This window comes from Phyllobacterium sp. GQ127, assembly GCF_059758635.1.
The window spans coordinates 66,355-92,501 of the sequence record NZ_JCAXDZ010000004.1 but is presented as its reverse complement, the minus strand read 5'-3'; the positions used below and the strand labels follow the sequence as shown (position 1 = coordinate 92,501).

Sequence of the window (26,147 nt, the reverse complement as noted above, 5' to 3'; positions counted from 1 at the left end):
TACGACAATGAAAATTACAACCGAAACTTCATTCGCCTTATCCGCAATTGAATTATCGGTTGGTCATGTCAGCTCTTCTCATTCTGCAGAATGTTTCCCACACCACGGCTGAAGGCCGCGAACTCTTCAAATCCCTGGACCTCAGTCTTGAGCGTGGTTGTACCGGCCTTGTCGGGCGTAATGGTGTGGGCAAATCCACTCTTTTAAAACTCGTTGCGGGTGACTTTGCCCCGCAATCCGGCACGGTCAGTCGAACAGGCTCTCTTGGCCTTCTTGAACAATCTGTTCACAACTCAGATTTCAGAACGGTTGTCGACGCGATGGGCGTTGCCGAAGCCTATCAAACGATATGGCGGATTATGGCTGGCAATGGCACGCCCACCGACTTTGAGAAAGCGGACTGGACTCTCCAATCACAGTTGATCGAGGCATTGGCACAGGTGGGAATGCAGGAATGTGACCCCCTACGTGATCTGTCGACATTAAGTGGCGGACAAAGAACCAGAATTGCACTTGCCGCCCTGATCTTCAGCAAGCCTGATCTTGTTCTGCTTGATGAGCCTACCAACAATCTTGATCGTGAGGGCAGGGAGGCCGTGACGGATTTTCTCCTCCGTTGGAAAGGAGGGGCATTGGTTGTCAGCCACGACAGGCAGATACTTCGCCAGATGGACCGGATCGTCGAATTGTCCGGCCTTGGCGTAAAAACATATGGCGGCAATTGGGACGATTATAAAGAACAGAAAGGCCGGGAGGTAGAAGCAGCAGAACGCGAATTGATCGTTGCCGAACGCGATGCCGCGCTGCTCTCCCGCAAGATACAGATTGCTGCAGAGCGCAAGGCCAAAAAGGATTCTGCGGGAAAACGTTCACGCGGCAAAGCGGGCCTCAGCAAGCTCATTTTGGACGCACGTGAAGATCGCGCGGAGCAAAGCTCCGGACGTGGCAAGCAATTGGCAGACAGGCAGCGTCAAAAGGCTGAACAGAAACTGCAATCGGCCGTCTCGAACATTGAGCGCCTAAAGTCACTCTCCTTCGAGATCGGGGCATCCCGCACACCGGCTGGAAAAATTGTACTTGCGTTTGATGAAGTATTCGGTGGGCCGGACATGCGGGCTCCGATAATCAACGAGCTCTCCTTTACAATAACTGGCTCCGAACGCATGGCAGTTACAGGGCCCAATGGTTCAGGCAAAACCACACTCCTTCGTCTCGCAATGGGCGAGCTTCTTCCCACAAGCGGAAGAATTCAGCGCTCGGGGCCATTCGCCATGCTGGACCAGAGTGTCAGCCTGCTTGATCCTGCAAGCACGATTTTGGAAAATTTCAAACGCCTGAATCCCGACAGTACGGACAATGATTGCCGTGCTGCATTGGCACGGTTTCTCTTCCGGGCCGATAGTGCGCTACGGCTGGCCTCCTCCTTAAGCGGGGGAGAGATACTTCGCGCCGGGCTGGCTTGTGTGTTGGGCAATAACGCACCTCCTGATCTGCTGATTCTCGATGAGCCTACAAATCATCTTGACCTTATGTCTGTTGAAGCAATCGAAGCGGCACTAAATGCTTATGACGGTGCATTGCTTGTCGTTAGTCATGATGAAGACTTTCTGGTGGCAATTGGCATTGAAAAATGGCTAGCACTTTAGCCATTCGGCAATGCCGCGCCCTGCTGCGCGGCCTGTAGCCAAGCAAGCCGTGAGCAGATATCCCCCTGTCGGCGCTTCCCAATCAAGCATTTCTCCGGCAGCGAAGAGACCGGGGATTGCTTTGAGCATGTAGTTTTCGCCAACACTGTCCCAACGAATACCGCCCGCGGAGGATATTGCCTCTGCTATCGGGCGGGGTCTTGAAACAGAGATAGGCAAATGCTTGATGAGCCGTGCCGTACTTTCAGGGTTTGTCAGATCGGTGTCGTCAGCGAAATGACGCAACAAAGCCAACTTCACACCATCAATTCGCGCGCCCTTTCTCAGGCGGTTCGAAAAGCTTGATTTGCCGCCTTGCCGCGCCAGATCTTTGACCAAGCGTTCCAGCGTTCGGCCCGGCACAAGGTCCACCAGAAGCGCAGCTTTGCCCTGGGATGCCAGTCGCTCGCGCAGGTTCGCTGCATGCGCGTAGACGAGACTGCCCTCAATGCCGTGGCGGGTAATCACGAATTCGCCGGGAATTGTACCGGCGTCGGAAGTGGCTGTAACGGATTTGACGGGCGCACCGGCAAAACGTTCCCGGAACATGTCATCCCAAGCGACCTCAAAGCCGCAATTGGCCGGTTGAAAGCTAGCAACATTCACACCGGCATTTTGCAGCCATGGGAGCCAACTGGCATCGGAGCCAAGACGCGGCCAGCTTGCACCACCAAGTGCAAGCAAAGCTGCATCCGGCTGTATCATTTTTTGACCATCCGGCGTATCAAACAGATAGTCTCTCCCAGAAAACCCGGTCCAGCGGTGGCGTGTACGAATTTTTACACCGCATGTTTCCAGCCGTTTTAACCACGCTCGCAGGAGAGGGGAAGCCTTCATCGCTGTTGGAAATACGCGGCCGGATGTGCCAATGAAGGTTTCAACACCGAGCTCTTCTGCCCATGCTCGAACGGCCTGCGGACTAAAAGCGTCAAGCGCCGGGCGCAAACGATCTGACGCCGAACCAAAGCGCATCACAAATTGCCCATAGTCTTCGGCATGGGTGAGATTCAGCCCTGACTTGCCGGCCAGCAGAAACTTCCGGCTGAGCGTTGGCATGCTGTCATAGACAGTTATCGAATGACCGGAAAAAGACAGTACCTCTGCTGCTGCCAGACCGGCGGGGCCACCCCCGATAATCGCGATCTCTTTTGGTTTCACACGCAGCCTGCTCGAGTTTGGAGAAATCAGGCGTCGAGTTCCTTTCGCCTGATGAGCTCGTCCCGTATCAGCTTCTTGGCAATTTTTCCATATGCGGACTTTGGCATTTCTGGCCAGAAAACAAGACGCTTGGGCAGTTTGTACCGCGCCATCTTGTTTCCAAGCCAATCGATAATGGCCGCGCCGTCGGGCGCCGCGCCAGCTTTTGCCACGCAGATCGCAAGACCGACCTCGCCCCATACGGGATCGGGAATACCAATCACCGCTGCTTCGCTTATGTCTGGATGTGTGAGGATTTTTTCTTCGATCTCACGGGGATAAACATTGGAACCGCCCGAAATATACATGTCAGAGGCGCGGCCAGTGATGAAAAGAAAGCCTTCCTCGTCCAGATGGCCGAGGTCGCCAGTCCGGAACCAGCCATTACGAAATGCTTTCTCATTGGCTTCGGGATTGTTGTAATAGCCCGCAAATACCGCAGGGCCTATGACGCAGATCTCGCCCGTTGCACCGGCGCTGACTTCGTTGCCATTATCATCCTGAATGGATATCTGCATTCCGGTGCGAGCAAATCCGCAAGTGCCGATTTTTGCCTGCGCATTGTCTTCTGCAAAATGATATGCGGGCGGTAGGACGGTGATGTTTCCCGTTACTTCCCCGAGGCCGAAATATTGGACAAGGACCGGCCCCAGCGTCTTGAGTGCGTGGATCTGGTCGGTGCGATACATTGGAGCGCCAGCATAAATCACATAACGCAACGATGAATGATCATAGGTTGAGACAGACTGGTTTTCGGTCAGAATCTTGAGGATCGTCGGAACGGTGAACATGTTGCTCACCTTCCATTCTTCCACCAGTCGCCAAGCTTCCGCCGCATCGAACTTTTCCGTAGGCAGCAAAATGGTTTTCGAGCCTCGCGCCACCTGCGTGAGCTGATGGATACCGGCACCATGAGACAGAGGAGCAACGACGAGCGAAGCGTCCTTATGTGTTGTTCCCGGCATCAGGTCGCAAAGGTGATTTGTGATGACAAAAGCCATTTGCCCATGGGTTAAAATGGCGGCCTTCGGTCTGCCGGTTGTGCCGGAGGTGAAGAAAAACCAGCAGGGGTCGTCGTGATTAACCAAAGCCATTTGCGTTGTCTGGCCGGAAAATGCGTCAACCAGATCATCATACTCATCGCCGAACTTGCTCGTGCCAATACTGACGATGAATTCCAGTTTGTTGCTTGAGGCGCGGCATGCAGCGGCATGGTCGGGAAAGGCGTTAGCGCATATCATGCCCTTTGCCCCGCTGGCACTGGCAAGATAGGCTACTTCCTCCGGTGTTTGCCGGAAGTTTGCCGGTACCCATACGGCCCCAAGCCTGAAACAGGCAAACATCGATTCAAACATCTGGTTACAGTTTTGCGACTGGATGAGAATGCGATCGCCCCGCACAACGCCAAATTTGCTTTGCAAGGCCGTAGCCATCGCATTGACACGCTGGTCAATCTGCGACCAGGTCCAGCTTTTATTTCCCCAGACAAACCCGATTTCTTTGGGAAACCGCCGCGCGGCCTCACTCAGGAAATTGGCAAGGTTCATCACCCGCTTGCTCATAGGCAAAATAGCCAGCCCCTCAGCCTGCGCCATTAATTTGCTCCCTCGACCTTTGTTCCCAGCCTTGCTGGATTGACAGGACGTTTTATCCGTCCATTCAAAGGTTGGAGATGGGCGAGCCGCGCCTCAATCTTCCTTGCCTCCACCTGCATAAGCGCGACAAGCTCGATCTGCCTGGCGGGCTGCATACGGCTATCGATGGCGGCAATGCTTAAAGCGCCCGCAGGACGCCCATCAGGATGGTGTATCGCAAGCCCGATTGCCCAGGAGTTTGCAAGGATTCGGCCCGGATTGAGCGCAAAGCCAGCTTCCCGGGTTGTCGCAACATCATCCCGGATTTGAGCGGGTCCCAGATTGGGGTATTCCGCTTGCAATACCGGATCGTTTGCTTCGAGTATGGCTTCGATTTCCTCGTCCGGCAAAGCTGATAAAATGGCCAAAGAACCGGCGCCTACGCCAAGCGGATGACGATAGCCCGCTTGCAAGGCATGGGTGCGAATTTGGTATGTGCCTTCCTCGCGGTGCAGGCATACGGAGGACGTTTCCCGCTGAATTGAAAGGAAGCTTGTGTCTTCGGTCTTGGCGGAGAGCGTTGTCAGGCTGTCGCGGGAAATTTGGAGCAGGCCATAGCGGCGCGAAGCCAGTGTGCCAAGAATGTAAGCCTCCTCACCGAGAAAATAACGCCGGGTCATCTCGTCCTGCTCCAGCATGCCCGAACGCATCAATGCAAGCAGCAGGCGGCGCGTCGTCGGCTTGTTCAAGCCGCCTTGTTCAACAAGCTCGCTAAGGGTCGAGCCCTGGTCTCCAAAATAGCTGACGAGGCTTAGCAGACTAAGCGCCCTGTCTACGCTTTGTGCACCGCTAAGGCCGGATGTCGACGCGACACGCTGTTCCATCTTCCGTTTCCCAAAAGGTCCATAATGTGGATCAAGATTCAATCTTATAAGACAATGCCATAAAAAGGATTGCAAGACCGCTTTGTTTGTTTATGATTTTCCAGGAACGAGGAGAGAGCGCATTCTATAATATGGATCGCAGTGTCGATATGGCAATGGAGGTTGCCCTATCCGGCAGGTTCGCAGAACTGCAAGAGATACCCGGGAGGAACTTCAATGAACAATTTTTCACGTCGCCAGATCTTGCTGGCTGCTGGCTCAACACTGGTTGCCAGTCCATTTATTATGAGACGCCCGGCCATGGCTGCTGAGTTCTCTTATAAATATGCCAATAACCTGCCTGTTTCTCATCCAATGAACATTCGAGCCAAAGAAGCCGCTGACAAGATCAGGGAAGAGACAGGCGGCCGGTTTGAACTGTCGATCTTTCCCTCAAGCCAGCTCGGTTCTGACACGGATACATTGAGCCAATTGCGTTCCGGTGCGGTCGAGTTCTTCACCCTGTCTGGACTTATTCTTTCGACCCTCGTGCCCGCCGCGTCAATCAACGGTATCGGTTTTGCCTTTCCTGATAGTGCAACGGTCTGGAAGGCCATGGACGGTGAACTTGGCGCCTATGTGCGTACGCAGATCGAGAAGTCCAATCTCTTTGCCATGGACAAAATCTGGGACAATGGTTTCCGCCATATCACATCAAGCACAAAGCCAATTGTAACGCCCGACGATCTCAAGAATTTCAAGATTCGCGTACCGGTCAGCCCCTTATGGACATCCATGTTCACGGCTTTCCAGTCATCGCCAGCCAGCATTAACTTCAATGAAGTCTACTCATCGCTGCAGACAAAGGTGGTGGACGGGCAGGAAAATCCGCTCGCCATTATTTCAACTGCGAAGCTTTATGAAGTCCAGAAATACTGCTCCTTGACCAGCCATATGTGGGATGGGTTCTGGTTTCTGTCGAACCGCCGCGCCTGGGAAGCGCTTCCGGACGATATCAAGGAAATTGTTTCCAAAAACATCAATGCTGCCGGTCTGGCCGAGCGCGACGATGTTGCCAAATTGACTGAGACTTTGCAGGCGGATCTCAGGTCCAAAAACCTCGAATTCAATACGCCCGATCCTGCTCCATTCCGTGAGGCATTGCGTAGCGCCGGATTCTATTCCGAGTGGAAGGGCAAATATGGCGATGAGGCTTGGGGACTTCTGGAAAAAGTCGTCGGACAGCTGGCCTGATTGAAGAGCCGCAGACGATGGCCGGAATCAAAATAACCGAAGGCGCGGTCGCTGCAGGCGAGGAGAGTATTCTATCTCCTGCACAACGCGGCGACCAATCTTTTCTCTCAAAATGTGACCGGCTTCTCGGCCATCTGGTCGAATATCCGGTGGCTGTCCTGGTGGTTGCCGAAGTGGTCATTCTCTTCGCAGGCATCGTCGCGCGTTATGTTTTGCATCGCCCTTTGATCTGGTCAGACGAGCTGGCGTCGATCCTGTTTCTTTGGCTTGCCATGCTCGGTGCAGTGGTAGCTTTCCGGCGCGGCGAGCATATGCGCATGACTGCGCTGGTTGGCATGATGAACCCGGCAAGGCGCGCATTTTTCGACGTGGTTGCGGTGGTCGGTGCGCTGGCGTTCCTCCTGCTGATCATTTACCCGGCCTATGATTATGCCCATGAAGAAACCTATATAACCACGCCTGCGCTGGAGATTGCCAATGCATGGCGGGCGGCGGCACTGCCGGTTGGTGCAGCCCTTATGATTGTTTCATCACTGATCAAGCTTTTTCAGGTTTCCAATCTGCGCAATGTCTTTACCGCCGTGGTTCTCATCGGTGCTATTGCTTTGGTCTTGTGGCTGCTTGGTCCATCCTTGAAGTCGCTTGGTAATCTCAATCTGCTGATATTCTTCGTCGGGATTGTCGCTGCGCTTGTATTAAGCGGCGTGCCGATTGCCTTCTCCTTTGGTTTGGCGACATTTGGCTATCTGTCTTTGACGACAAGTGTCCCGATGCTGGTTGTCGTAGGGCGCATGGACGAAGGCATGTCGCATCTCATTTTGCTCGCGGTTCCGCTCTTCGTTTTTCTGGGTGTACTTATTGAAATGACCGGAATGGCGCGAGCCATGGTACAGTTTCTCGCCAGCCTGCTTGGGCATGTCCGGGGTGGATTATCCTATGTGCTCATCGGTGCCATGTATCTCGTCTCCGGCATTTCCGGTGCGAAGGCGGCTGATATGGCTGCTGTTGCGCCCGTTCTGTTCCCGGAAATGAAAGCGCGCGGCGCAAAACCGGGTGAGCTTGTTGCGCTTCTTTCTGCAACGGGAGCTCAAACCGAAACCGTACCGCCAAGTCTTGTGCTGATCACAATTGGCTCAGTGACTGGCGTTTCAATTGCCGCATTGTTTACCGGGGGATTGCTGCCCGGGGTGGTGCTTGCCATCATGCTGTGCTTTGTCGTCCGGCACCGCTACCGCAATGAGGACCTTTCCCACGTAACCAAGGCAACCGGCAGCCAGATTGGCCGCGCGTTCCTGATTGCGTTGCCGGCTCTGGCTTTGCCATTCATCATCCGCGCGGCTGTCGTGGAGGGCGTGGCGACGGCGACAGAAGTATCCACCATCGGCATTGTCTATGCTGTTCTGGCGGGCCTGCTGATTTACCGGCAGTTCGACTGGAAGCGCCTGAAGCCGATGCTCGTCGATACGGCGTCATTGTCAGGCGCGATCCTTCTTATCATCGGCGCGGCAACGGCCATGGCCTGGGCCTTGACGCAGTCAGGTTTCTCGCGTGACCTCGCTGCAGTCATGAGCGCATTGCCCGGCGGTCCCATAACATTTCTGGCGGTTTCGATTGTCGCCTTCATTATCCTTGGCAGTGTGCTTGAAGGTATTCCTGCAATCGTCCTTTTCGGCCCGCTGCTGTTTCCCATTGCGCAACAGGTTGGCGTGCACGAGGTCCATTATGCAATGGTGGTTATTCTCGCCATGGGCATTGGCCTTTTCGCGCCGCCATTTGGTGTTGGCTATTATGCCGCTTGCGCCATTGGCCGCGTCAATCCGGATGAGGGCATGAGACCGATCTGGGGTTACCTTGCCGCGCTTGTGATCGGGACTATTCTGGTTGCAGCCATACCTTGGATTTCGACTGGATTTCTTTGATGGCAGACAGATTGAAAGACAAGATCGCAATTGTTTTTGGCGCGGGTTCATCAGGAGAGGGTTGGAGCAATGGCAAAGCCACGGCTGTGGCCTATGCCCGCGAGGGCGCCACGGTTTTATGTGCCGATTTGAGCTTTGATTCTGCGAAGGAAACGGCCGAAATCATTTCGGGCGAAGGACTGGCGGGCATCGCAATTGCGGTTGATGTCACAGATACCAGTTCTATAAACGCAGTCGTCGATACAGCCATTCGGCAATATGGCAGGATTGATATCCTTCATAACAATGTCGGCGTGGTGACGGCAGGCGGTCCGGAAGAGCTCGGCGAAGAGGCTTTCCGGGCATCACTCGATATTAATGTCGGCTCGGTTTTCCGTACGGCAAAGGCTGTCCTGCCCCATATGATGGCGAGGAAATCCGGCGCGATCATCAACATCTCGTCATTGGCCGGGATACGTTGGACTGGATATCCCTATTTCGCCTATTATACGGCCAAGGGCGCAGTCAATCAGGCTACAGTGGCACTCGCCATGCAATATGCAAAACATGGAATTCGGGCCAACTGCATAATGCCGGGACTGATAGATACGCCCCTGATCTATAAACAGATTTCAGGCAATTACGCTTCCGTTGAAGATATGGTCAATGAGAGAAACCGGCTTGTGCCCATGGGCCATATGGGAACGGCTTTTGACGTGGCCAATGCGGCGGTCTTTCTCGCATCCGACGAAGCACGGTTTATCACCGGCGTCTGCCTCCCCGTTGATGGCGGGCAAAGCTGTTCGGCGGTTGCGGGTGTCTGATCGCAGTCTGATACAACCGGGTCCGGTTGCAGCGCAGCGGTTCGAAAGCTTCGAGGGCAAGGGCCATAAGTTAGAGTTCACTCTTGCCCCTGGCCTCAGCATCAACGACGCGATTGCGCGTCCATTGCTTGCAGAAAATATCCGGGCAGCGGCGCTGGTCATTGAGGATGGCTCATTTGCCCCGCTTCACTATCTGATGCCGGCTCTATCGACCGATGGTGTTCATGCGGCATGGTATAGCGGTCAATATTCGCCGATGGGTGAAACGCAACTCGAGCGCGGCAATGTCACCTTTGGCGAACGCGATGGCGCACCATTCATTCATTGTCACGCGATCTGGAACGAGGCGGATGGCAGTCGCAATGCGGGCCACATCCTTCCGCACGAGACAATTGTCAGTCAGCCGATCCGTGCCACGGCTTGGGCTGTTGATAGTATCGCAATGGTGTCCGAGCCTGACGAAGAAACCGGCTTTACGCTGTTTCATCCCGTACCGTTGGATGAACTGAAAACGGGCCAACAGGGGCCACGCATAGTGTTTGCCCGTATTGCTCCTAATGAGGACATTATTGAATCCTTGGAAGCCATATGCCGCAAGCATGGCATCGAACATGCATTGGTTCGTGGCAGCGTTGGAAGTCTGATCGGTGCCCGCTATCTGGGTGGGAGCATTGTCGATGACATTGCCACGGAAGTGTTTGTTCTTGAGGGAATTGTGAGCGAGGACGTCGCTGCGACCCGGCTGGAAATTGCAATGGTTGATACCCATGGAACCATTACGCGCGGCTTTCTGGAGCGTGGTGATAACCCTGTCTGCATCACATTTGAGCTATGCTTGGAAGAAATTGCCCGCCCGATGTGGTGAGGGCATGACCCTATAACGAAATTGCAATAAGTTTCGATGCTGCACCGGCAACTGGCTGGGCAACACCTATTGCTTACGCTGGATAAGGGGCGCACATTCTCCCTCCCGCTGTCTTACATAATAATAAATACGGGGACAGGACAGCTCGATCACCTAAGGAGGAATAGTGTGAACAACGTTCTTAAAAGCATGATCTTTGGAGCCTTGGTTCTGGCAACATCCACCGCCGCTCAGGCTGGCACAACGCTTGACCGCGTTATGGAAAAGAAGGCTATGGTCGTCGCTACCAACAGCAGCTGGCCGCCACAGAGCTATCTTGACGATAACAATGAAATGGTCGGTTTCGATATCGATATGGCCAAAGAAATCGGCAAGCGTCTTGGTGTGGAAGTCTCGTTTCAGACGCCGGATTGGGCAACTTTGACCGGCGGACGCTGGCAGGGACGCTATGATGTCGGCGTGGGTTCAGTGACGCCAACCAAAGCGCGTGCGCAGGTTATCGATTTCGCATCGGTCTATTATTACAGCCCCTATGTCTATGTGGTGCACAAGGACAGCAAGGCGAAGTCCGTCGATGATCTGAACGGCAAGGTAATCGGCGTTGAGACCGCGACGACCTCCGAAGATTTTATCCGCCGCCAGCTGGAGATCGACGCGCCAGGATTGCCACCTGTCGAATACAAGATCGAACCGGGCGAAATTCGCACTTTTGCCGATTCCATGCTGCCATTTGATGATTTGCGCCTCGGTGACGGCGTACGTCTTGATGCTGTCATTGCGCCGGAACAGACAGCGCAGAACGCAGTGAAGAACGGCTATCCCGTCCGGATTCTTGAAGGTGGCTATGCTTTCCGCGAACCACTCGTGGTTATTGCAGAAAAAGGTGATCCGGAATGGACAGCAAAGGTTGGCGAAATCATCACTGCCATGCGTGCTGACGGTACGCTCGCGACCCTGACGACCAAATGGTACGGCAAGGATTATAGCGCCAACTAAGGCTGCGTAAGCTGCGCGCCGCCGAAAGGCGGCGTTGCTCCTCTGCTTCTTCGAGCAATGAGAATCCAATGAACTATATCGATACTTTTTATCGACGCACCATCGCCGATGATAAATCCTTTTCCGCCTTGTCCGGAACTGTCGAGTGCGACACCTGCATTATCGGCGGGGGGCTGGCTGGTCTGACGACCGCGCTGCAACTCGCCCGCGCGGGGCAGGCCGTTGTCGTTCTTGAAGCACAACGTATCGGGTGGGGTGCATCGGGCCGGAACGGCGGCTTCGTCAGTCCCGGTTTTGCCAATGATGGAGAAGCGATCGCACGGGCGGCAGGAGCCGAAAATGCAAAGAAATTGCATGCGCTTTCCATTGAAGGTGTGCGGTTTGTTCGCGACACCATCAACGAATTGAATATTGCATCCGCCGCGCCCGTTAATGGGATCATGAGTGTCCTGCGCTATAGCGACGAACAGGCGATGAAGCAGCGAGCCGAATATCTCCACCGGACCTTCGACTATCCAGTTGAATATATGAGTCGGGAACAGGTGCAGGCGAAACTCCGCTCGGAGCGATATTTTCAGGCAGTGCGGGACCCACAGGCCTTCCACATGCATCCCCTCAATTACCTGCGCGCCCTGGCACGGGAAATCGAGCGCCTGGGAGGCAGAATCTTTGAATCCAGTACTGCAAGCTCAACTGAATTTTCCAAGCCGGAGAAGGTTGTCAGCACTGATATGGGTAAGGTTAAAGCGCGAAATGTCGTCATCACGACCGGCGGCTATACATCCGGGCTGATCGGCAAGCTCAAGCGCAGTTATCTTCCCATTGCCACCTATGTCATGCTGTCCGAAGAGGCACCGGACCTGATCCGGACAGCTATCCAGACGACAGATGCAGTTGGCGATAATCGCAGAGCAGGGGACTATTACCGCGTTGTCGAAGGCGGCAAACGCCTGCTCTGGGGTGGGCGCATCACGACCAGAGCGGCATCCTCTGCCGCCGTTGCTGCGGAGCTCCGTAGGGAAATGGTCGGCACCTATCCGCAACTTGCCGAACTGAAAACCGAAATATCCTGGTCGGGCCTGATGTCATATGCACGTCATTTGATGCCCCAGATCGGTCAGTTGCAACAGGGCGTCTGGTACTGCACCGCCTTTGGCGGCCATGGGCTGAATACCACTGCCATGGGCGGCAAGGTGATTGCGGAAGCAGTGCTTGGACAATCGGAGCGTTACAGGCTTTTCCAGCCATTTGGCCTTGTTTGGGCCGGTGGGCTGGCAGGGCTTTCCGTTGCGCAGCTGACCTATTGGAAACTGCAGGCACAGGATTGGTGGCGGGAACGTCACGCGTAAAATTACTGTTTTTGAATTGGGGGAATTGATATGATTGCCACGCTCATCCTGTCACACCCGAAAGCCGTGAAACGTGTCGGCGCTGCCCTCGCCATTCTGGTGGTTGCCGTGCTGCTTTACTGGATGGGCGTCGGTGGAGCTTGGGTTGGCAGCATATTCCCCTCGCTTCTTCCGGGCATGGAAGCGTCACCCCAAACCACGCGTGCCGTTGCCGCAATCATTTTCGCGTTGCTGATAGCCGTTAACTGGAAGCTCCTTGGACTTTTGCCGCGCACCTATCAAATCGGTGCCGTTTGGGCAGAGTTGTTTTGTTTGCTGCTTTTATTTTTCTACTCCTTTAATCTGAGTTTCTCTTTCATTGCCAAAAAGATCGGCTTTCTCATCACGCAAGGTGTCGTGACGACGCTCTATATCTCGGTCATTTCAATATTCATCGCCACCGTGATTGCACTTATCGGAGCGATCGCCAAACTTTCGAAAAACGGCGTCGTCTATGGCCTTGCCAGTTTCTACACCTCTCTGTTTCGCGGTTTGCCGCTGTTGATGCAGATTTACATTATCTATCTGGGTCTGCCCCAGGTCGGCTATGTCATCGGCGCTATTCCGGCGGGCATTCTGGCGTTGTCGCTGTGTTATGGTGCCTATATGACAGAGATTTTCCGCGCCGGTATCGAGAGCATACCGCGCGGACAAAGCGAAGGCGCAACAGCACTCGGACTGCGACCCAATCACACGATGTTTCTGGTCATTCTACCGCAAGCCATGCGCGTGATCATTCCACCAACAGGCAACCAGTTTATCGCAATGTTGAAAGACTCCTCGCTTGTATCGGTCGTCGGTGTTTGGGAGATCATGTATCTTGCTCGCACAATGGGTCAGAAGGAGTTCCGTCACATTGAGATGCTGATCACAGCGTCGATGATCTACTGGCTCCTGTCCATTGGCCTGGAGATTATCCAAGCCCGTATCGAAGAGCGCTTCGGCAGGTCACTGAAACGCTGATGTCCTCTTTTGAAGGAAATGCCATGACACTACCCATAGTTTCCGCCGGTGAAATTGAACTGAATGGCGTCCACAAATGGTTCGGCAGTTTCCATGCGCTGGATGATATAAATCTTGTCATAGCGCCGCAGGAAAAAGTAGTAATCTGCGGCCCTTCCGGTTCAGGAAAGTCGACGCTTATCCGCTGCATCAACCGACTTGAATCGCATGAGCAAGGCAGGATCATTGTTGGCGGAATAGAGCTGACGGAAGATGAGGACCAGATTGACGAAGTCCGCCGCGAAGTCGGCATGGTCTTCCAGCATTTCAATCTTTTCCCGCATCTGACGATCCTGCAAAACTGCATCCTTGCTCCCATGTGGGTGCGTAAAATTCCAAAGAAACAGGCCATCGAAACCGCGATGCATTTTCTGGATCGGGTGCGTATCCCTGAACAGGCAGGCAAGTTTCCGGCACAGCTTTCAGGTGGACAACAGCAGCGAGTTGCGATTGCCCGCGCGCTCTGCATGACGCCCAAAGTCATGCTCTTCGACGAGCCAACATCGGCGCTCGATCCGGAGATGGTCAAGGAAGTGCTCGATACAATGGTCTCTCTTGCAAAAGAAGGAATGACGATGGTCTGCGTCACCCATGAGATGGGATTTGCCAAACAGGTCGCAGACCGTGTCATATTCATGGATCGCGGACGGATCGTTGAAGAGGGCAAGCCGCTCGAATTCTTCGACAATCCTCAAAACGAGCGAAGCAAATTATTCTTGAGCCAGATATTGCATTGAGGTCGAATTCTTACGCGAGATAAATCACGCAGGCGATGATGGCAATGAGCGCCGTTAAGACGGCCGCTGCGACGTATCGCGACTTGGCGGATGGGGCCGGTTTGGCTTCCGCGTTCTGTATGGCGGGTGGTATGTTGGAACGGATGTCCACCGATGAAGATTTGTCAGGCCGCAACGAAGTCTGGGGTGGAGCGGCAAGAGGTTTCTGATCGATTGATTTCGAACTGGCACCCAGCTCTACCGAATTTGGCCTTTGCTTGTCGTCGAGAATTTCGTGTTTGCGTTGGCGTGTGGCACCGTCCGCCGCGCGTTCGAATTTTCGCATGGCATTTTCATCATTCCAATTGCTTTCGAGCGCCTGCTGCGATCCCGCATTGTTGATGGACTGAACCAAGAAACCGTCCTTTCTGGATAGTTATGGCTGAACGTCTTACCTCTGCTGTTGGAATGATGACGAGAACCTGTCTGATTGGCAAATATATTTTGTCAGGCCGTCAATTCTAATTTGCCCTATGTCATAAAACTGTGAGGCACATCTTCCATGTTTCTCCTGCCGTTGCCGGTGAGTCCCACGCGTTCTTTCGCGTAGCAGCAACATTCCGATTTCCCGATCAGGCAGGAGAACGCGATGTCTTTTCGTATAGATGTAGATGGTAAGAACCGCTTTGATGCCAATGGCAACAAGATACCGCTGACCTCTACGCAACAACAGCAACTCTTCGTGGAGCAAATCAGGCAGGCTGTGCGCGAACGTGCGCAGGCAGGCGGGCCAAGCTCATTCGACCCCGATAAAGAAAAGCTGATCGTGGTTCAGCCGGGTGATAGTCTTTGGGAAATCGCCAAGGATAACAATGTGCGGTTTGGCGACGTAGTTGAGGCAAACAAGGGACTTCACGACAATCAAGTCGATTTGGTCAATCCGAATGACATCATCATTATTCCTCATATTGCGCCGGATCTGGCTGCGGACACCGTCAAGGACAGCAAGGGCGTACCGGCGGGCGAGGCTGCTTTCAAGAACGAGCTTTATGAGCGCGGAAATAATCTTCAATATGCAGATGATCCATCCAAGACCGATTTTCCTGGTGAAACCAAAGGCATACAGCAGGATGTAGGGGCCTATCTCGATGGGCTTCCGGCAGGTGAACGGCAGGCCGCCGTTTCAAGGCTCATTGGAAACAAAAGCGATTGGCAGGATGCAAGTCCGGCGCTGAGCGCGATAGAAGCCGCTGCCACAGAGAGGCAGTTGATCGCCGATCCTCAGGAAGCCTTTGCAAAGGAAATCTATGCGACAGGCAACAAGCTGCAATATTCCGATAATCCAAACACTGACTATAAGGCCGGAACCGCAAATATTGCAGCGGATGTAAAGGACTATCTTCAACACATTCCGGAAGGCGAGCGCACCAAATCCCTTCAGGCGCTTTACGATCACGACTGGACCGATGCGGGACCGTCGCAAGTCGCGCTGGAAAACACGGCCAAAGAGCTTGGCATAACACTGCGTCCTTCGACCCATCATGGACCCGAAATCGAGTCGCAGGCACGGCGGATTATTGACGATGCGAAGGCAGCGGGCAAACCGGATGAAGCGTTCAATGCGTTAAATGCCGCCTATGGCAAAGCGCCGGCAGAAGTGCAGGCTGCAATTGACGGCAATGCCGATGCCAAAGGGCTCATAAGCAATGCTGCGACTTGGGCGACAGAGAGGCTCAAGGATTATGATCCTGAAAAGGCGATCAGCGATCAAGGCGATAGTGCGGAATCCATGCGCAAACTGGAAGCCTTGACCAAAAATGCGGATCCACAGCTGGCAGCGCAATTGATGCTTGATGCTTTGCCGACGATAGAGGCTGCAAACGCACGCAAGCAGGAGAAGATTGGTGGTGACCTCATTGGCCTGGAGGGGCAGCAAAATCTCAATATGATTCTTGGTCGAATCGGTGACACGCCAAAAGGCCAGATCGTCATCGACCACTTTATAGACATGGATGTTGGAAACCCCACATCGATGCGTATGGCGATCATTTCAGGCTCAGGCCTTGATTTTCCGATCGAACGAGCTGCGACGTCTCCCTCAGGTGCCTATCTGGAGAACACGATCCTCCCGAGTGTCGTTGAATTCTCCAAAGGTTCTGTGAATGGCAGTGTCGACAAATACTCCGCCCATATGCAGGAGCTCCAATGGCTGATCGCAAATCACGGCGCCACAATGACGCCGGAACAGCTTGAGAAAGCTATTACGGATTATGAAGCGGAGAAGGGTCAGGGCTGGACAGATCAGAAGCTGGCGCTGGAAAATGATGTTGCCGCAAAGGGCAATCAACTTCTCAATCAGATAAGCCAATTGGGAAATCTGCCGCCGGAGCTGTCTGCTCAACAGGGCGCTGCCGATGAAAAAATCAAGGAAATCCTTTCCGACGACAAATCAGTCATGGCTATGCAGGTCGCGCTGAAGAATGATCCGGCGCTACTGGATAAACCTGCTGTTGTTTCCCTGTTATCCCATCAGGCACGCTTGACGGATCGTGGCCGGAAACTTGCAGAAGAAGCAATGACGCAGATCGTGCGCCGGACGGTCTTGCCGTCATTCGGGAATCTCAATCCGAACGACCCTGCCAGCATTGAGCGAGCCAAGGCTGGCATAGCCTCTTTGCACAATTCTCCTGCTGCCAAATTGCTTGGCATACCCGACGATGAATTCAAGAAAGCATTGAGCGCAGTCGAGGAGGCACTTCCGGCAGCGGGTGATACTGAAGCCCAAATGGTCCAGAAGTTGAAAAACCTCGACGCCAGGTTGACTGACACAAATGATGGCATGAAGTCGTTCAAGAATACGACAGTTCCCGGCCAGATGTTGCGCTTGATTGGACTGGCCGCCGTGGGCGTGGGGTTGGCCTCGACATTGAGTCGAACGGGTGAGGACCCATTGATGAAGTTCAAGGTCTTCATCGATGCTGCCGGTGTGGGGCAGCGCACGATCGAATTGCTCAATGGCTTTCAGCAGATCAACCCGGATTCAATGGCCGTGAAGCATTTCGGCAGCAGCAGCACGACCGCCGCAAAGTGGTTGGGGTCGGTTGGTGCAAGCTTCGATCTGGTGCTGGCGACGCGCTCCTATATGGGCGGTGACTGGCAGATGGGTACGCTGCAGGCCGCTGCTGGTGCAGGTGGTATACTCGCCGCTTTCGGGACTGGATCTATGGCAGGACCGGTTGGTCTGGTCATTGTAGGAGCTGCGGTCATTGGCCAGATGCTTCTTACGAATACCCGCCAGTCGAATATCTATATGACAGACACCTCCATGCGGTTTTTGCAGCACGCCCAATTATCGCAAGAAACCGCGAAGACACTGGTTGATCAGAGCGGCGAAGGGTTCAGTCCTGTTCCATTGCTTGTGAAATATGCAGAGCTGAAGGGCTACAAGCTTGATCAGCCCGCAGACCTTCAAAGCTTCGTCAACTGGCTCAATGCCATACCGCAAGACAAGCTCGCTACACTGCGTGATAATCTGCATCATACGCTTGATGGTCTGAATGGGGACGTTTCCCGCTTTCCCGCCACCGCGGAAGGGGATGCAAACTACACTGATCCGCAAAAGCTCAATCACCGCACACAAAGCGCCTCGGGCAAAGCTGCGGTGACGCTTCCAAGTCTTGCCGACAAGATCAATGACGGTGATGCGAGCCCTCAATCCGTAGCGCAGATTGATGCCACCCTCCGGCAGCTTGGCATATCCGTGGCCTGAGGCTATGAGCCTCAGGGTGCTTTTTGGGGTACGCCATCCACGAGCGAACGCATGATGTCCGAGGTTCCCCGGAGGTCCTTTAACTCTGACATCATGTAGGGCACCAGATAGGAAATGTAGAGCACCATCAGCACGGCAAAAAGCAGGTTCTTGATGGCAAGCGACAGATCGAAAACATGCAGCTGCGGCGACATGCGCGAAAGATATGCCAGCATCAAATCGGTGAGCAGCAGGGCCAGAACGATAGGTGCAATCAAAATGACCGCGATTTGCATGATGCGGTCCAGAACCCCGAGCAGGGCGGGAATGGCATTCACGTTGATCACCGGGGCGAATTTGACCGCGGGCCACAATTCATAGCTTTTATAGAAGCCATCGACGAGCAGCAGAAACCCGCCTGACATAAAGAACAGCGCGAGCAGGGCAAAGACAAGAAGAGTTCCGGCAATGCTGGTTTCGCTCACTTGCAAAGGGTCGATCAACTGTGCCGATGTCGAGCCACGTTGCAGATCGACCAGATCGCCTGCAACCTCTGCGCCCCAGAACGGGATGCCGAAGGCGATGCCGATGATCATGCCGACAATCAGTTCTTTAACGAGCAGACCGGTAATAAGCAGGCTGCCGAGCTGCCCTTCGGCAAGAATTCCATTCAGTACCCCGGGGACAGCCGGAATACAGATCGCCACCGCAACGCTGGAGCGGATCATTCCAGTCAGTCCCAGCCGGATGAAGGCGGGCGTGACCATGATCATGCCCAGCGCGCGGGCAACGCTTATGGCCATTGCAACGAGCAAGGGATAGGCGAGGGCAAGGAAGGACGATGTGCTGGAGATAGCGTCCATATTCCGCTAACGCGTCATTGCCGGAAAACTGTCAAGCACATGACTTGCCAGATTGGCGACCTGCACGGCAAGTGTCGGCCCAAGCACAATGAGGGTAAGCATGACGGCAACAAGTTTCACCGCCTGTGGCAATGTCTGATCCTGAATCTGTGTCAGCGCCTGTATCAGGCCCACGCTGATGCCAATGATAATGGCGATCCCCAATGCTGGTGCCGAAGCAAGCAGAACCGTCAAAAGCGCATTCTGCATCTGTGCAAGAAAAGCGGTCTGACCCACAGCTACGTGCCTCCATAACTTAGTATGAGACCATGCATCAGACGGGACCAGCCATCGACTGCCACAAAGAGAAAGATCTTCAAAGGTATCGAGATCAGGGTCGGCGACACCATCATCATGCCCATCGCCATCAACACGTTCGAGACGATCAGATCGATGACCAGAAACGGCAGATAAAGCAGGAAGCCGATCTCGAATGCGCGAGTGAGTTCCGAGCTTACGAACGCCGGAATGAGCACAAGCAGACTATCCGGCTTGAGGTCAGCGCGCGCTTCAGGCGACCACACATTCTCGGTTGCCTGCAGGAAGAACTGACGCTCGTTTTCATTGGTGAACTTGGAAAGATGAGCTTGCAAGGGCGGTCGCAGGGCTTCTGCGGCGGCCCTCATACTATCCATTGATTGCGTGTCGACCTGCTGGGCTTCCAGAATGCGATACATCTCGCCCACGAGCGGCGTCGTTACATATACGGTCAGGATCAGCGCAATGCCGTACAGGACCAGATTGGGTGGCGATTGCTGGATACCCAAGGCGTTGCGAATGAGAAACAGCACGATGGAGATCTTGAGAAACCCCGTCATTGTCACCACGGCAAGCGGGATCAGCCCGATAACCGAGACAACAATGATGATCGGTATGAGATTGGTCTGATACTCACCCAAGCCGGACGACCCTTACTCCCAGTCCAGCGCCGATCTTCACCAGTTCGCCGCTGCCCACCAGACGGCCATTGGCCAATATGTTCACGGCATTTGAAGTGCTGGCGGCAGCGGGCAGGACACTGCCTTCACCGAGCTTGCGAATTTCACTCAAAGGCAGTTCGCAGCGGCCGATTTCAAAGACCAGCTCTACCGGGAGGTCGTCAACTTGTTCGAATCCTGCCGATCCGGAAGGGTTGGTATAGGATTGCGACATGGTCGAAGTCTCCCCATTCTTTGCGGGCAGGCTCCACCCGCTGGTAAGTCTGTGTGTCTGTCCGTCCGGTGTAATTGAAGCAGTGAACCGTCCCGAGAGAATGGCAATGGGATCGGCCTCCGATGATTCCCTGCGCAGGATCACATCACCGGCTTTAAGACCGCGCAATTCTGCCATCGTCAGGACCTGCGTTCCGGCGCAAAGCTGCACCGGCAATTCGATACGCGACAGCAGTTCCGTCGCCTCGGGAGCATGAGTTTGCTTGATCGCACTGCCAAGAAGCTTTGCGGAATCACGCGTCAGGTGCAATTCAGCATTACGCGGGTAATCGTCGAAATCGAGAACCCACGGCAAGATGATGTCGTAATCCGCGACCTCCTCCTGATCGCCGAAACGAATGGGATATCCGATAATCTCCTCAAGCCGGTCCAATTGTTCCGAAAGAACATGTTCGATCAGGATGGTACGCTGGCGTGGCTCAAGACCGGCGATCATTTTGGTGATGCCGAATCCCTGAACAAGACGCTCAAGCGTGCCTGCCGACAATACCAGTTTACAGGCCCATGGCCCTATGGCGACCGGCACCGTAACTGGATTGAGAAGGAGCGAAGCATTGTCGGCCAGATACATGCCGATTTCAGGCCCGCTCCTGGTCAACTGTACGGAAATGGGCTTCCTCGGAAACATATTCAAAATGGCAATATGATCCGGGTTGACTGAAGGTAGCCAGTCAAGGGGCTCCTTTGCGTCCAAGGGCCGGGTTTTTGAGAATGTTTGCGTCTCTGCGAGCATGTTCATCCTCAAAGTCCCTTGTGAACTGATGATGCGGGCCTCTGCTGGTCCTCATCCTCCAGTTCCGTCATCAAACCGGCGCGTTTGTCCTTTTTGACGCCCTGTTTCTCGAGAAGAAGCTCGAGCTTGTCATGCTGCCGGAGCCTGGCAAGATGTTCGGCGGCTTTTTCGCGGGCTTTATCTGCTTCTTCAACCAGTTTGACCTTTGCCTGCGCCTCCATCTGCTGGAGATGGGCCGCCTGATAGGTCAATGCGGACAGAGCGTCCTGATAATCATCAAGTGCCTGACGGCCGAGCAAACCGCCGGACATTTGGTCATACATTGCCGTTTCGCGGCTGAGGCGACTTTCATCATTCTGGATGATGCGCTCTGCTGCCGCGTCCACGGCCATTGATGCAGTTCTCTCGGCATTTTGCTGACGAATGGAGGCCTCTTCGGCAAGTCTTGTGCGCAATTTGCGCAGCTCCATGAGCTTTTTCAGGTTCTTTTCCTGGCTCATGCGAGAAGTCCCTGCAATTGCAGTTCAGTCTCGGCAAGTCCGAAATGTTCGTCGCTGCCTTGCCGGAGAAATTGCTCGATCTGCGCATGGCGGTCCAGCGCTGCGTCCGAGCGCGGATCTGCTCCGCGCTTATATTCCCCGACGCGCAACAGCAGTTCTATATCTTCATAGCGCGCCATGAGATCGCGGACTTGTGCTGCGTTGGCACGGTGGGTTTTACTGGCAACCGCATCCATCAGGCGGCTGCGGCTTCGCAAAACATCAATGGCAGGAAAATGGTTGCGTTGGGCAAGTTCACTGCTCAGAACAATATGTCCGTCAAGAATAGCCTTTGTTTCTTCGGCCACAGGATCGAGCGTTCCGTCGCCTTCGGTGAGCACCGTATAAAGGCCGGTAATGGATCCACCAAGGCCCGGCCCGGCGCGCTCAAGCAAGCGCGGCAAAGCGGCAAACAGGGAAGGGGGAAAACCTCGCCGCGTCGGTGGTTCCCCTGCCGCAAGGCCGATCTCGCGCTGCGCACGGGCAAAGCGGGTCACGCTGTCCATCAGCAGCAACACATGCTGGCCCTGATCTCTGAAATATTCAGCGATTGCCGTCGCGCCATAGGCTGCTTTGACCCGCTCGATGGCAGGACGATCAGAGGTTGCAACAACAACAACAGAACGTTTCCGGCCTTCTTCGCCGAGCTGAATATCGATAAATTCCCGCACCTCGCGTCCGCGTTCGCCGATCAGCGCGATCACGATAACGTCTGCCTGTGTGCCGCGTACAATGCTGGAAAGCAGCGATGATTTACCGACGCCAGCTTCACCGAATATGCCGATGCGCTGCCCGCGTGCCACTGTAAGAAGACCATCAATAGCCTTCACACCCAGCTGCAGCGGATACTGGATTAGGTCGCGTTGCAATGGCTGGAGAGGAACATTGTGCGTGGGATAATAAGTGCCGGTATGCAGGGCTGTGGGCAGGCCCGTGCGGCTGAGAACTTCACCAAGCGGATTGAGAACGCAGCCCAGCAATTCCGGTCCTACCGGAATCTGCAATGTATGGCCGGTGGGTATCACCTCCGCCCGTGTAGACATGCCGTCGAGATCGCCGATTGGCGTGAGAACGGCCTCCTCGTCATGAAAGCCAACTACTTCGGCGGGGACGATTTTTCCCGACACGGGGTCACGCAGATGGCAATATTCACCAATGCGCACCATCGAAACCGTTGCATGCACGATAATGCCGGTAATCTTGCGAATACGGCCCCGGACAGGGCGCGTATCAGCCTTGGCTGCGCTGTCCTGCAGCCGGCCCATGAGTTGGCTGAGATCGGGCGGATTGAACTCTCGTTTCATTCCGCCGCTCCCTCCTGTCGCCGGGGTGCGACAAGGGCCTCACGGATGGCGGCAAGTTGCGTTTCCAGTCCCGCATCAACAACTGCTATCGCATTTGAAAGCACACATTTGGTGCCGCTCAAACGGGGGTCGGGAAGAACCGTGATGTTCAGCGAAGGATTGACATAGTCAGAGGCGATCCGCCGGGCTACGTCTTCGGCAATGTCCGGAGCGACAGTTATCGTGATGTCCCGCTCACGTTGAAATCCCTGCAATGCATGTTGTGCAAGTTTTGCAACCAGTTCCGCATCGTCGAACTTGCCGAAAATCCTTGAGATGATGGAAAGGCTGAGGTCAACAAGCTGCCGGTCAAGCCCGGCAACATAATCATTGACGCGGGCAGTTGTTGTCGTCAGCAAGGCCGAAGCCTCAAGCGCCCCTTGCTGGAATCCCGCCTGATAACCCTCCTTGCGGCTTGTCTCTTGAATCCCATGGATCTTTTCCATCTGGGCAATAGCTTCGGCTCTGGTCGCTTCGACAAAAGCAAAGCCGTCGATCCAGTGCTTAACATCCTGCTCGCGAATAATCTTTGATCCGGGCATCGTCGGCAACTGGCTCATCACACTGCCTCTTGTGCGGGTGAAGAGTCTGGATTTACCGCAAGCCTTCGCATGATCGCTGCGCCAAGGGCACGCTGTTTTGCGTCCGGAAATGGGATGAGAGAACGGTCATTGGCATGTTTCAGGCGGGCCCATGCGCCGATCGCCGCCGGCAGTGCTGCATGCCAGCTCGCAAGGCATCGATAACCATCGGCCTCAAGATTGGCTTCCAAAGCATTGAGGCTGTCCGGGGAAGGCAGGTTGCCTGCCAGATCGCGGTTGGCAAGCGCTGCCTGAAACGCGACCTCACCGATGCGCCGCTTTATCTCGATTACCTCATTGGTGCGGATTTCGCTGGCCAGAAATTGTGCCCAGAAGACTGCACCGGCAAGAGGGATCAAAGCCGCAATCTGATCGGCCGGGATAGAAATCAGATGAACGTCAGCCGGGTCAATGCTCATCGGCGCTGGCAATTCCGGCAATGCGAAACGATCCATCAGCAGTGATGTCAGCTGCCTCTGTACCCTTCTCGATGCCTGAAGTTGCGCCGCTACGTCTGATGAAATCACACCGTCATAGCAGGCGACAATACGCTCCGGGTGGACGAGCTTCGCGGGAGTTGAAATAAGACTGTTCCAATCCGGCTGTCCGGATGGAGCGCGTGCAGCTTCGCTGGCCGAACCCAGACCCTCGCTCACTTGGCGGGTCCCACAGGTACAAGCGGATAGACCCGTCTGCGCTTCTTTTGCCAGAACAGGTAGCCGAGCGCTCCGCCAAGACCGAGGACCGCGATGAGCAAGAGACCGAAAAGCCATTTGGCTTTCGCGGCGCTGGCCGGGAGCATCCATATGCCGAGGAATGATGTGAGTTCAGTATTGGTGCCTATAGTGGGACTTGTCATTGCGACCACAGGTATGACGGACACTTTTTCATAGGTAAGTCCGGCAATACCATTTGCTACAAGGGTTTTGATCTGCGGTATCAGCGTATTGATATCCAGATTGGGTTCGTGCCGGATAAAAACCGAGGCTGAAGCGGGAACTGCATTGCGTTGCAGCGGATCATTATCCGGCAGAACCACATGGACCCGGGCGGAAACAACCCCATCAATCTCCGACACAGTGCGGGATAGTTCCTCGCTCAGCGCAAAGATCATCTGCGCTCTTTCCTGGACAGGAGAGGCGACGAGTCCTTCCTGTTTAAAGACGCTGCCCATCGTCGCAAATTGCGTTTTGGGGAGACCGGCCTCGTTGAGAACTGAAACTGCCTGCGCGAACTGGTCTTCATCGACCGTCACAGAAAGCTTGCCATTCTTTTGCAGAACGCGGCCTGCGGGGATGCCCTTCTGGAGCAGGGCGGCAACCATGGCATTGGCCTCCCGCTCTTCGAGATTGGTATAAAGATCCTCTTTACATGCCTGCAGGGCGAGGCAAGTCATCGCCACGATCAGGCATCGTTGTACCGGGCTAATCTCCATGCGAAGCTTACTGACCTTTGACAAGTGTATTTGCTGCGCCTGTTATTTGCGTTGTTCCACGCACGACCATCTGTGTTTCAATCGAATGATCGAACACAGTGCCCAATTCCTGTACGACACGGGCAATGGCATCGCCTTCCACCTTGGCGGATTTTTCGCCATTGCTTCCCGTGCTGGTGAAGGATTGCAGCGAGGTGCCCTTATCCGTTTCATTCGTGCGATTGACAAATTTCCCGCTGCGCTCGACAAACCCTTTCAGGTCCTCAACCAGTGAGCGCCCGAGGTCGGCCGGACTTGCACCCTGTGGCAGCGTCTGGATATTGCGGGACATATGCTCGAAAAGATTTTGCGAAGCGACAGATTGGGTCGCTGTCGCATCTGCGGGCACTGTTGTGGCTACGGCTGCCGAGACTGCTGTCATAACAAATTCTCCATCTGATCCGGACTTTCAGCGATAGGGCTCATTCGTCCTCGGACATGGCTTCGTTCAACATTTCATTGGCGATTTTCATCATTTCCTGGCCAATCAGCGAGGTGCCGCCACTCATCACAGCTTGATTCAGCGCTTCTTCAAATTGCTGCTGTTGTTCCGAAGGTGTCGGCTGATTGGCTGGCTGCTGCGTAACATTGGAAATCTGTGGGGTAGCCATTACTGCTCTCCTGTCTGCTGTTCGGCACCCGCTGATATTTGTCGGCGCGCGCTGTTTTGTCCTGTATTTCGCGGTTCGGATTGGGCGACTTCTTCTACGACTTCGTTTTTCTGTCCGCCGCGGAACACGCGTACGCGAGGATCGTCCGCTGTGGCTTGGGGTGGTGGTTGAACTGTTGAAACGACCTGCTGAACCATGGCGATAAAAGCGGGAGGGCCGGAAACGCGCAGCGCCGGGGCGTTCGGGGTGGACTTGATGGAGAAGCGATCATCCATGAGATCAAGACGCTGAACCTCATCAACAACCATCCCGCCATTTGCCCGGCCAAGGTCGATAATCTGGGTGGCGAATTCTTCGTTGGAATTCATGTGAAGTATTGATCCGTCATAGTACCAGATCAATCCGTTTGCTTCGGCCAGGCGTGTCAGGAAAGCGCCGGCCGTATCGGCGCGCACTTCACCTCGCACCTGACCGCGTATCTTGTCCGAAAGCGCAACGGGAACACCGAGGTTGCGGCCAAATTCTTTCAGCGCGTCGCGAATATCCTGATTGATCAGTACATAGGAATATCGCTTGCCGAACCATTCGGGTGCCGCTGCAAATGCCAAACCGCAGGACGTAAAAACGAGGCCTGCTGTGGCTATCGACACAACGAGCCTTCGCATATGCCCAACGGTCATCGGAAAAGTCATGCGAAAGCACCCTCTAATGCGAAGTGTCACATTTACCTCTATAACAGCAAT

General features: G+C 54.5%; 25 protein-coding genes and 1 pseudogene. 10 read left to right on the top strand and 16 right to left on the bottom strand.

The window, feature by feature from the left end:
* Positions 1 to 65: 65 nt before the first annotated feature.
* Positions 66 to 1,646, top strand: coding sequence for an ABC-F family ATP-binding cassette domain-containing protein (locus AC6CHM_RS16065; protein ID WP_498173726.1), 1,581 nt, complete (start codon positions 66 to 68; stop codon positions 1,644 to 1,646).
* Here the strand turns inward: AC6CHM_RS16065 and AC6CHM_RS16060 are convergent.
* Genes AC6CHM_RS16060 through AC6CHM_RS16050 form a run of 3 tightly spaced genes read right to left on the bottom strand, consistent with a single transcriptional unit; the run spans position 1,635 to position 5,340 of the window.
* Positions 1,635 to 2,843: a TIGR03862 family flavoprotein gene (locus AC6CHM_RS16060; RefSeq protein ID WP_498173725.1), complete on the bottom strand. Its 1,209-nt coding sequence runs from the start codon at positions 2,841 to 2,843 to the stop codon at positions 1,635 to 1,637. The two genes, AC6CHM_RS16065 and AC6CHM_RS16060, sit on opposite strands and share 12 nt — an antisense overlap.
* Before the next feature lie 26 nt (positions 2,844 to 2,869).
* Positions 2,870 to 4,477, bottom strand: coding sequence for an acyl-CoA synthetase (locus tag AC6CHM_RS16055; RefSeq protein WP_498173724.1), 1,608 nt, complete (start codon positions 4,475 to 4,477; stop codon positions 2,870 to 2,872).
* Complete coding sequence (locus AC6CHM_RS16050; protein WP_115055028.1) at positions 4,477 to 5,340, bottom strand: IclR family transcriptional regulator; 864 nt, start codon at positions 5,338 to 5,340, stop codon at positions 4,477 to 4,479. The genes AC6CHM_RS16055 and AC6CHM_RS16050 overlap by 1 nt, the downstream gene beginning before the upstream one ends.
* A gap of 216 nt (positions 5,341 to 5,556) precedes the next feature.
* Between AC6CHM_RS16050 and AC6CHM_RS16045 the strand changes: the two genes are divergently transcribed.
* From AC6CHM_RS16045 to AC6CHM_RS16010, 8 genes and pseudogenes are all read left to right on the top strand, one after another.
* Positions 5,557 to 6,573, top strand: a complete 1,017-nt coding sequence (locus tag AC6CHM_RS16045) for a TRAP transporter substrate-binding protein (RefSeq protein WP_354346350.1) — start codon at positions 5,557 to 5,559, stop codon at positions 6,571 to 6,573.
* Positions 6,574 to 6,590: 17 nt separating this feature from the next.
* On the top strand, positions 6,591 to 8,492 hold the full coding sequence (locus AC6CHM_RS16040; protein ID WP_498173723.1) for a TRAP transporter large permease: 1,902 nt from the start codon (positions 6,591 to 6,593) through the stop codon (positions 8,490 to 8,492).
* Positions 8,492 to 9,295 (top strand): SDR family NAD(P)-dependent oxidoreductase, encoded by an 804-nt coding sequence (locus tag AC6CHM_RS16035; RefSeq protein WP_498173722.1) that lies wholly within the window; start codon positions 8,492 to 8,494, stop codon positions 9,293 to 9,295. The genes AC6CHM_RS16040 and AC6CHM_RS16035 overlap by 1 nt, the downstream gene beginning before the upstream one ends.
* Positions 9,288 to 10,160, top strand: a complete 873-nt coding sequence (locus AC6CHM_RS16030; protein ID WP_498173721.1) for a PCC domain-containing protein — start codon at positions 9,288 to 9,290, stop codon at positions 10,158 to 10,160. The genes AC6CHM_RS16035 and AC6CHM_RS16030 overlap by 8 nt, the downstream gene beginning before the upstream one ends.
* A 189-nt stretch (positions 10,161 to 10,349) precedes the next feature.
* Positions 10,350 to 11,156 carry a transporter substrate-binding domain-containing protein gene (locus AC6CHM_RS16025; RefSeq protein WP_115055033.1) on the top strand — a complete coding sequence of 269 codons (807 nt, stop codon included), beginning with the start codon at positions 10,350 to 10,352 and terminating at the stop codon, positions 11,154 to 11,156.
* Between the two features lie 68 nt (positions 11,157 to 11,224).
* Positions 11,225 to 12,505 (top strand): NAD(P)/FAD-dependent oxidoreductase, encoded by a 1,281-nt coding sequence (locus AC6CHM_RS16020; RefSeq protein ID WP_498173720.1) that lies wholly within the window; start codon positions 11,225 to 11,227, stop codon positions 12,503 to 12,505.
* 30 nt (positions 12,506 to 12,535) lie between these two features.
* Positions 12,536 to 13,507, top strand: a complete 972-nt coding sequence (locus AC6CHM_RS16015; RefSeq protein ID WP_115055035.1) for an ABC transporter permease subunit — start codon at positions 12,536 to 12,538, stop codon at positions 13,505 to 13,507.
* Positions 13,508 to 13,560: 53 nt separating this feature from the next.
* Positions 13,561 to 14,283 (top strand): annotated as a pseudogene (locus AC6CHM_RS16010) (amino acid ABC transporter ATP-binding protein); the annotation flags it as partial.
* Positions 14,284 to 14,293: 10 nt separating this feature from the next.
* Here AC6CHM_RS16010 and AC6CHM_RS16005 read toward each other — a convergent pair.
* Positions 14,294 to 14,677: a hypothetical protein gene (locus AC6CHM_RS16005; protein ID WP_498173719.1), complete on the bottom strand. Its 384-nt coding sequence runs from the start codon at positions 14,675 to 14,677 to the stop codon at positions 14,294 to 14,296.
* Between the two features lie 234 nt (positions 14,678 to 14,911).
* Between AC6CHM_RS16005 and AC6CHM_RS16000 the strand changes: the two genes are divergently transcribed.
* Positions 14,912 to 18,031 carry a LysM peptidoglycan-binding domain-containing protein gene (locus AC6CHM_RS16000; protein WP_498173718.1) on the top strand — a complete coding sequence of 1,040 codons (3,120 nt, stop codon included), beginning with the start codon at positions 14,912 to 14,914 and terminating at the stop codon, positions 18,029 to 18,031.
* A gap of 11 nt (positions 18,032 to 18,042) precedes the next feature.
* On the opposite strand, the gene sctT is transcribed toward AC6CHM_RS16000, so the two are convergent.
* From sctT to AC6CHM_RS15940, 12 genes are read right to left on the bottom strand one after another with little or no spacing between them, the layout of a single operon-like run.
* Positions 18,043 to 18,873, bottom strand: a complete 831-nt coding sequence (sctT, locus tag AC6CHM_RS15995) for a type III secretion system export apparatus subunit SctT (RefSeq protein ID WP_115055038.1) — start codon at positions 18,871 to 18,873, stop codon at positions 18,043 to 18,045.
* A gap of 6 nt (positions 18,874 to 18,879) precedes the next feature.
* Positions 18,880 to 19,149: an EscS/YscS/HrcS family type III secretion system export apparatus protein gene (locus tag AC6CHM_RS15990; RefSeq protein ID WP_115055039.1), complete on the bottom strand. Its 270-nt coding sequence runs from the start codon at positions 19,147 to 19,149 to the stop codon at positions 18,880 to 18,882.
* A 2-nt stretch (positions 19,150 to 19,151) separates the two neighbouring features.
* A complete protein-coding gene (gene sctR / locus AC6CHM_RS15985; protein ID WP_115055040.1) occupies positions 19,152 to 19,811 on the bottom strand; it encodes a type III secretion system export apparatus subunit SctR in 660 nt (219 codons plus the stop codon).
* On the bottom strand, positions 19,804 to 20,862 hold the full coding sequence (gene sctQ, locus AC6CHM_RS15980) for a type III secretion system cytoplasmic ring protein SctQ (protein WP_498173717.1): 1,059 nt from the start codon (positions 20,860 to 20,862) through the stop codon (positions 19,804 to 19,806). The genes sctR and sctQ overlap by 8 nt, the downstream gene beginning before the upstream one ends.
* Before the next feature lie 2 nt (positions 20,863 to 20,864).
* Entirely contained in the window at positions 20,865 to 21,356 is a 492-nt protein-coding gene (gene sctO / locus AC6CHM_RS15975; protein WP_115055042.1) for a type III secretion system stalk subunit SctO, read from the bottom strand.
* Entirely contained in the window at positions 21,353 to 22,699 is a 1,347-nt protein-coding gene (locus AC6CHM_RS15970; RefSeq protein WP_115055043.1) for a FliI/YscN family ATPase, read from the bottom strand. Before AC6CHM_RS15970 ends, sctO begins: the two co-directional genes overlap by 4 nt.
* Positions 22,696 to 23,298, bottom strand: coding sequence for a FliH/SctL family protein (locus AC6CHM_RS15965; protein ID WP_115055044.1), 603 nt, complete (start codon positions 23,296 to 23,298; stop codon positions 22,696 to 22,698). Before AC6CHM_RS15965 ends, AC6CHM_RS15970 begins: the two co-directional genes overlap by 4 nt.
* Positions 23,298 to 23,975, bottom strand: a complete 678-nt coding sequence (locus AC6CHM_RS15960; protein ID WP_498173716.1) for a type III secretion protein — start codon at positions 23,973 to 23,975, stop codon at positions 23,298 to 23,300. The genes AC6CHM_RS15965 and AC6CHM_RS15960 overlap by 1 nt, the downstream gene beginning before the upstream one ends.
* Positions 23,972 to 24,778 (bottom strand): type III secretion system inner membrane ring lipoprotein SctJ, encoded by an 807-nt coding sequence (gene sctJ, locus AC6CHM_RS15955; protein WP_337353434.1) that lies wholly within the window; start codon positions 24,776 to 24,778, stop codon positions 23,972 to 23,974. Before sctJ ends, AC6CHM_RS15960 begins: the two co-directional genes overlap by 4 nt.
* Positions 24,762 to 25,175: a hypothetical protein gene (locus AC6CHM_RS15950; RefSeq protein WP_498173715.1), complete on the bottom strand. Its 414-nt coding sequence runs from the start codon at positions 25,173 to 25,175 to the stop codon at positions 24,762 to 24,764. Before AC6CHM_RS15950 ends, sctJ begins: the two co-directional genes overlap by 17 nt.
* A gap of 40 nt (positions 25,176 to 25,215) precedes the next feature.
* A complete protein-coding gene (locus tag AC6CHM_RS15945) occupies positions 25,216 to 25,404 on the bottom strand; it encodes a hypothetical protein (RefSeq protein ID WP_115055048.1) in 189 nt (62 codons plus the stop codon).
* Positions 25,404 to 26,096 carry a type III secretion protein gene (locus tag AC6CHM_RS15940; RefSeq protein ID WP_115055049.1) on the bottom strand — a complete coding sequence of 231 codons (693 nt, stop codon included), beginning with the start codon at positions 26,094 to 26,096 and terminating at the stop codon, positions 25,404 to 25,406. Before AC6CHM_RS15940 ends, AC6CHM_RS15945 begins: the two co-directional genes overlap by 1 nt.
* Positions 26,097 to 26,147: the final 51 nt, after the last annotated feature.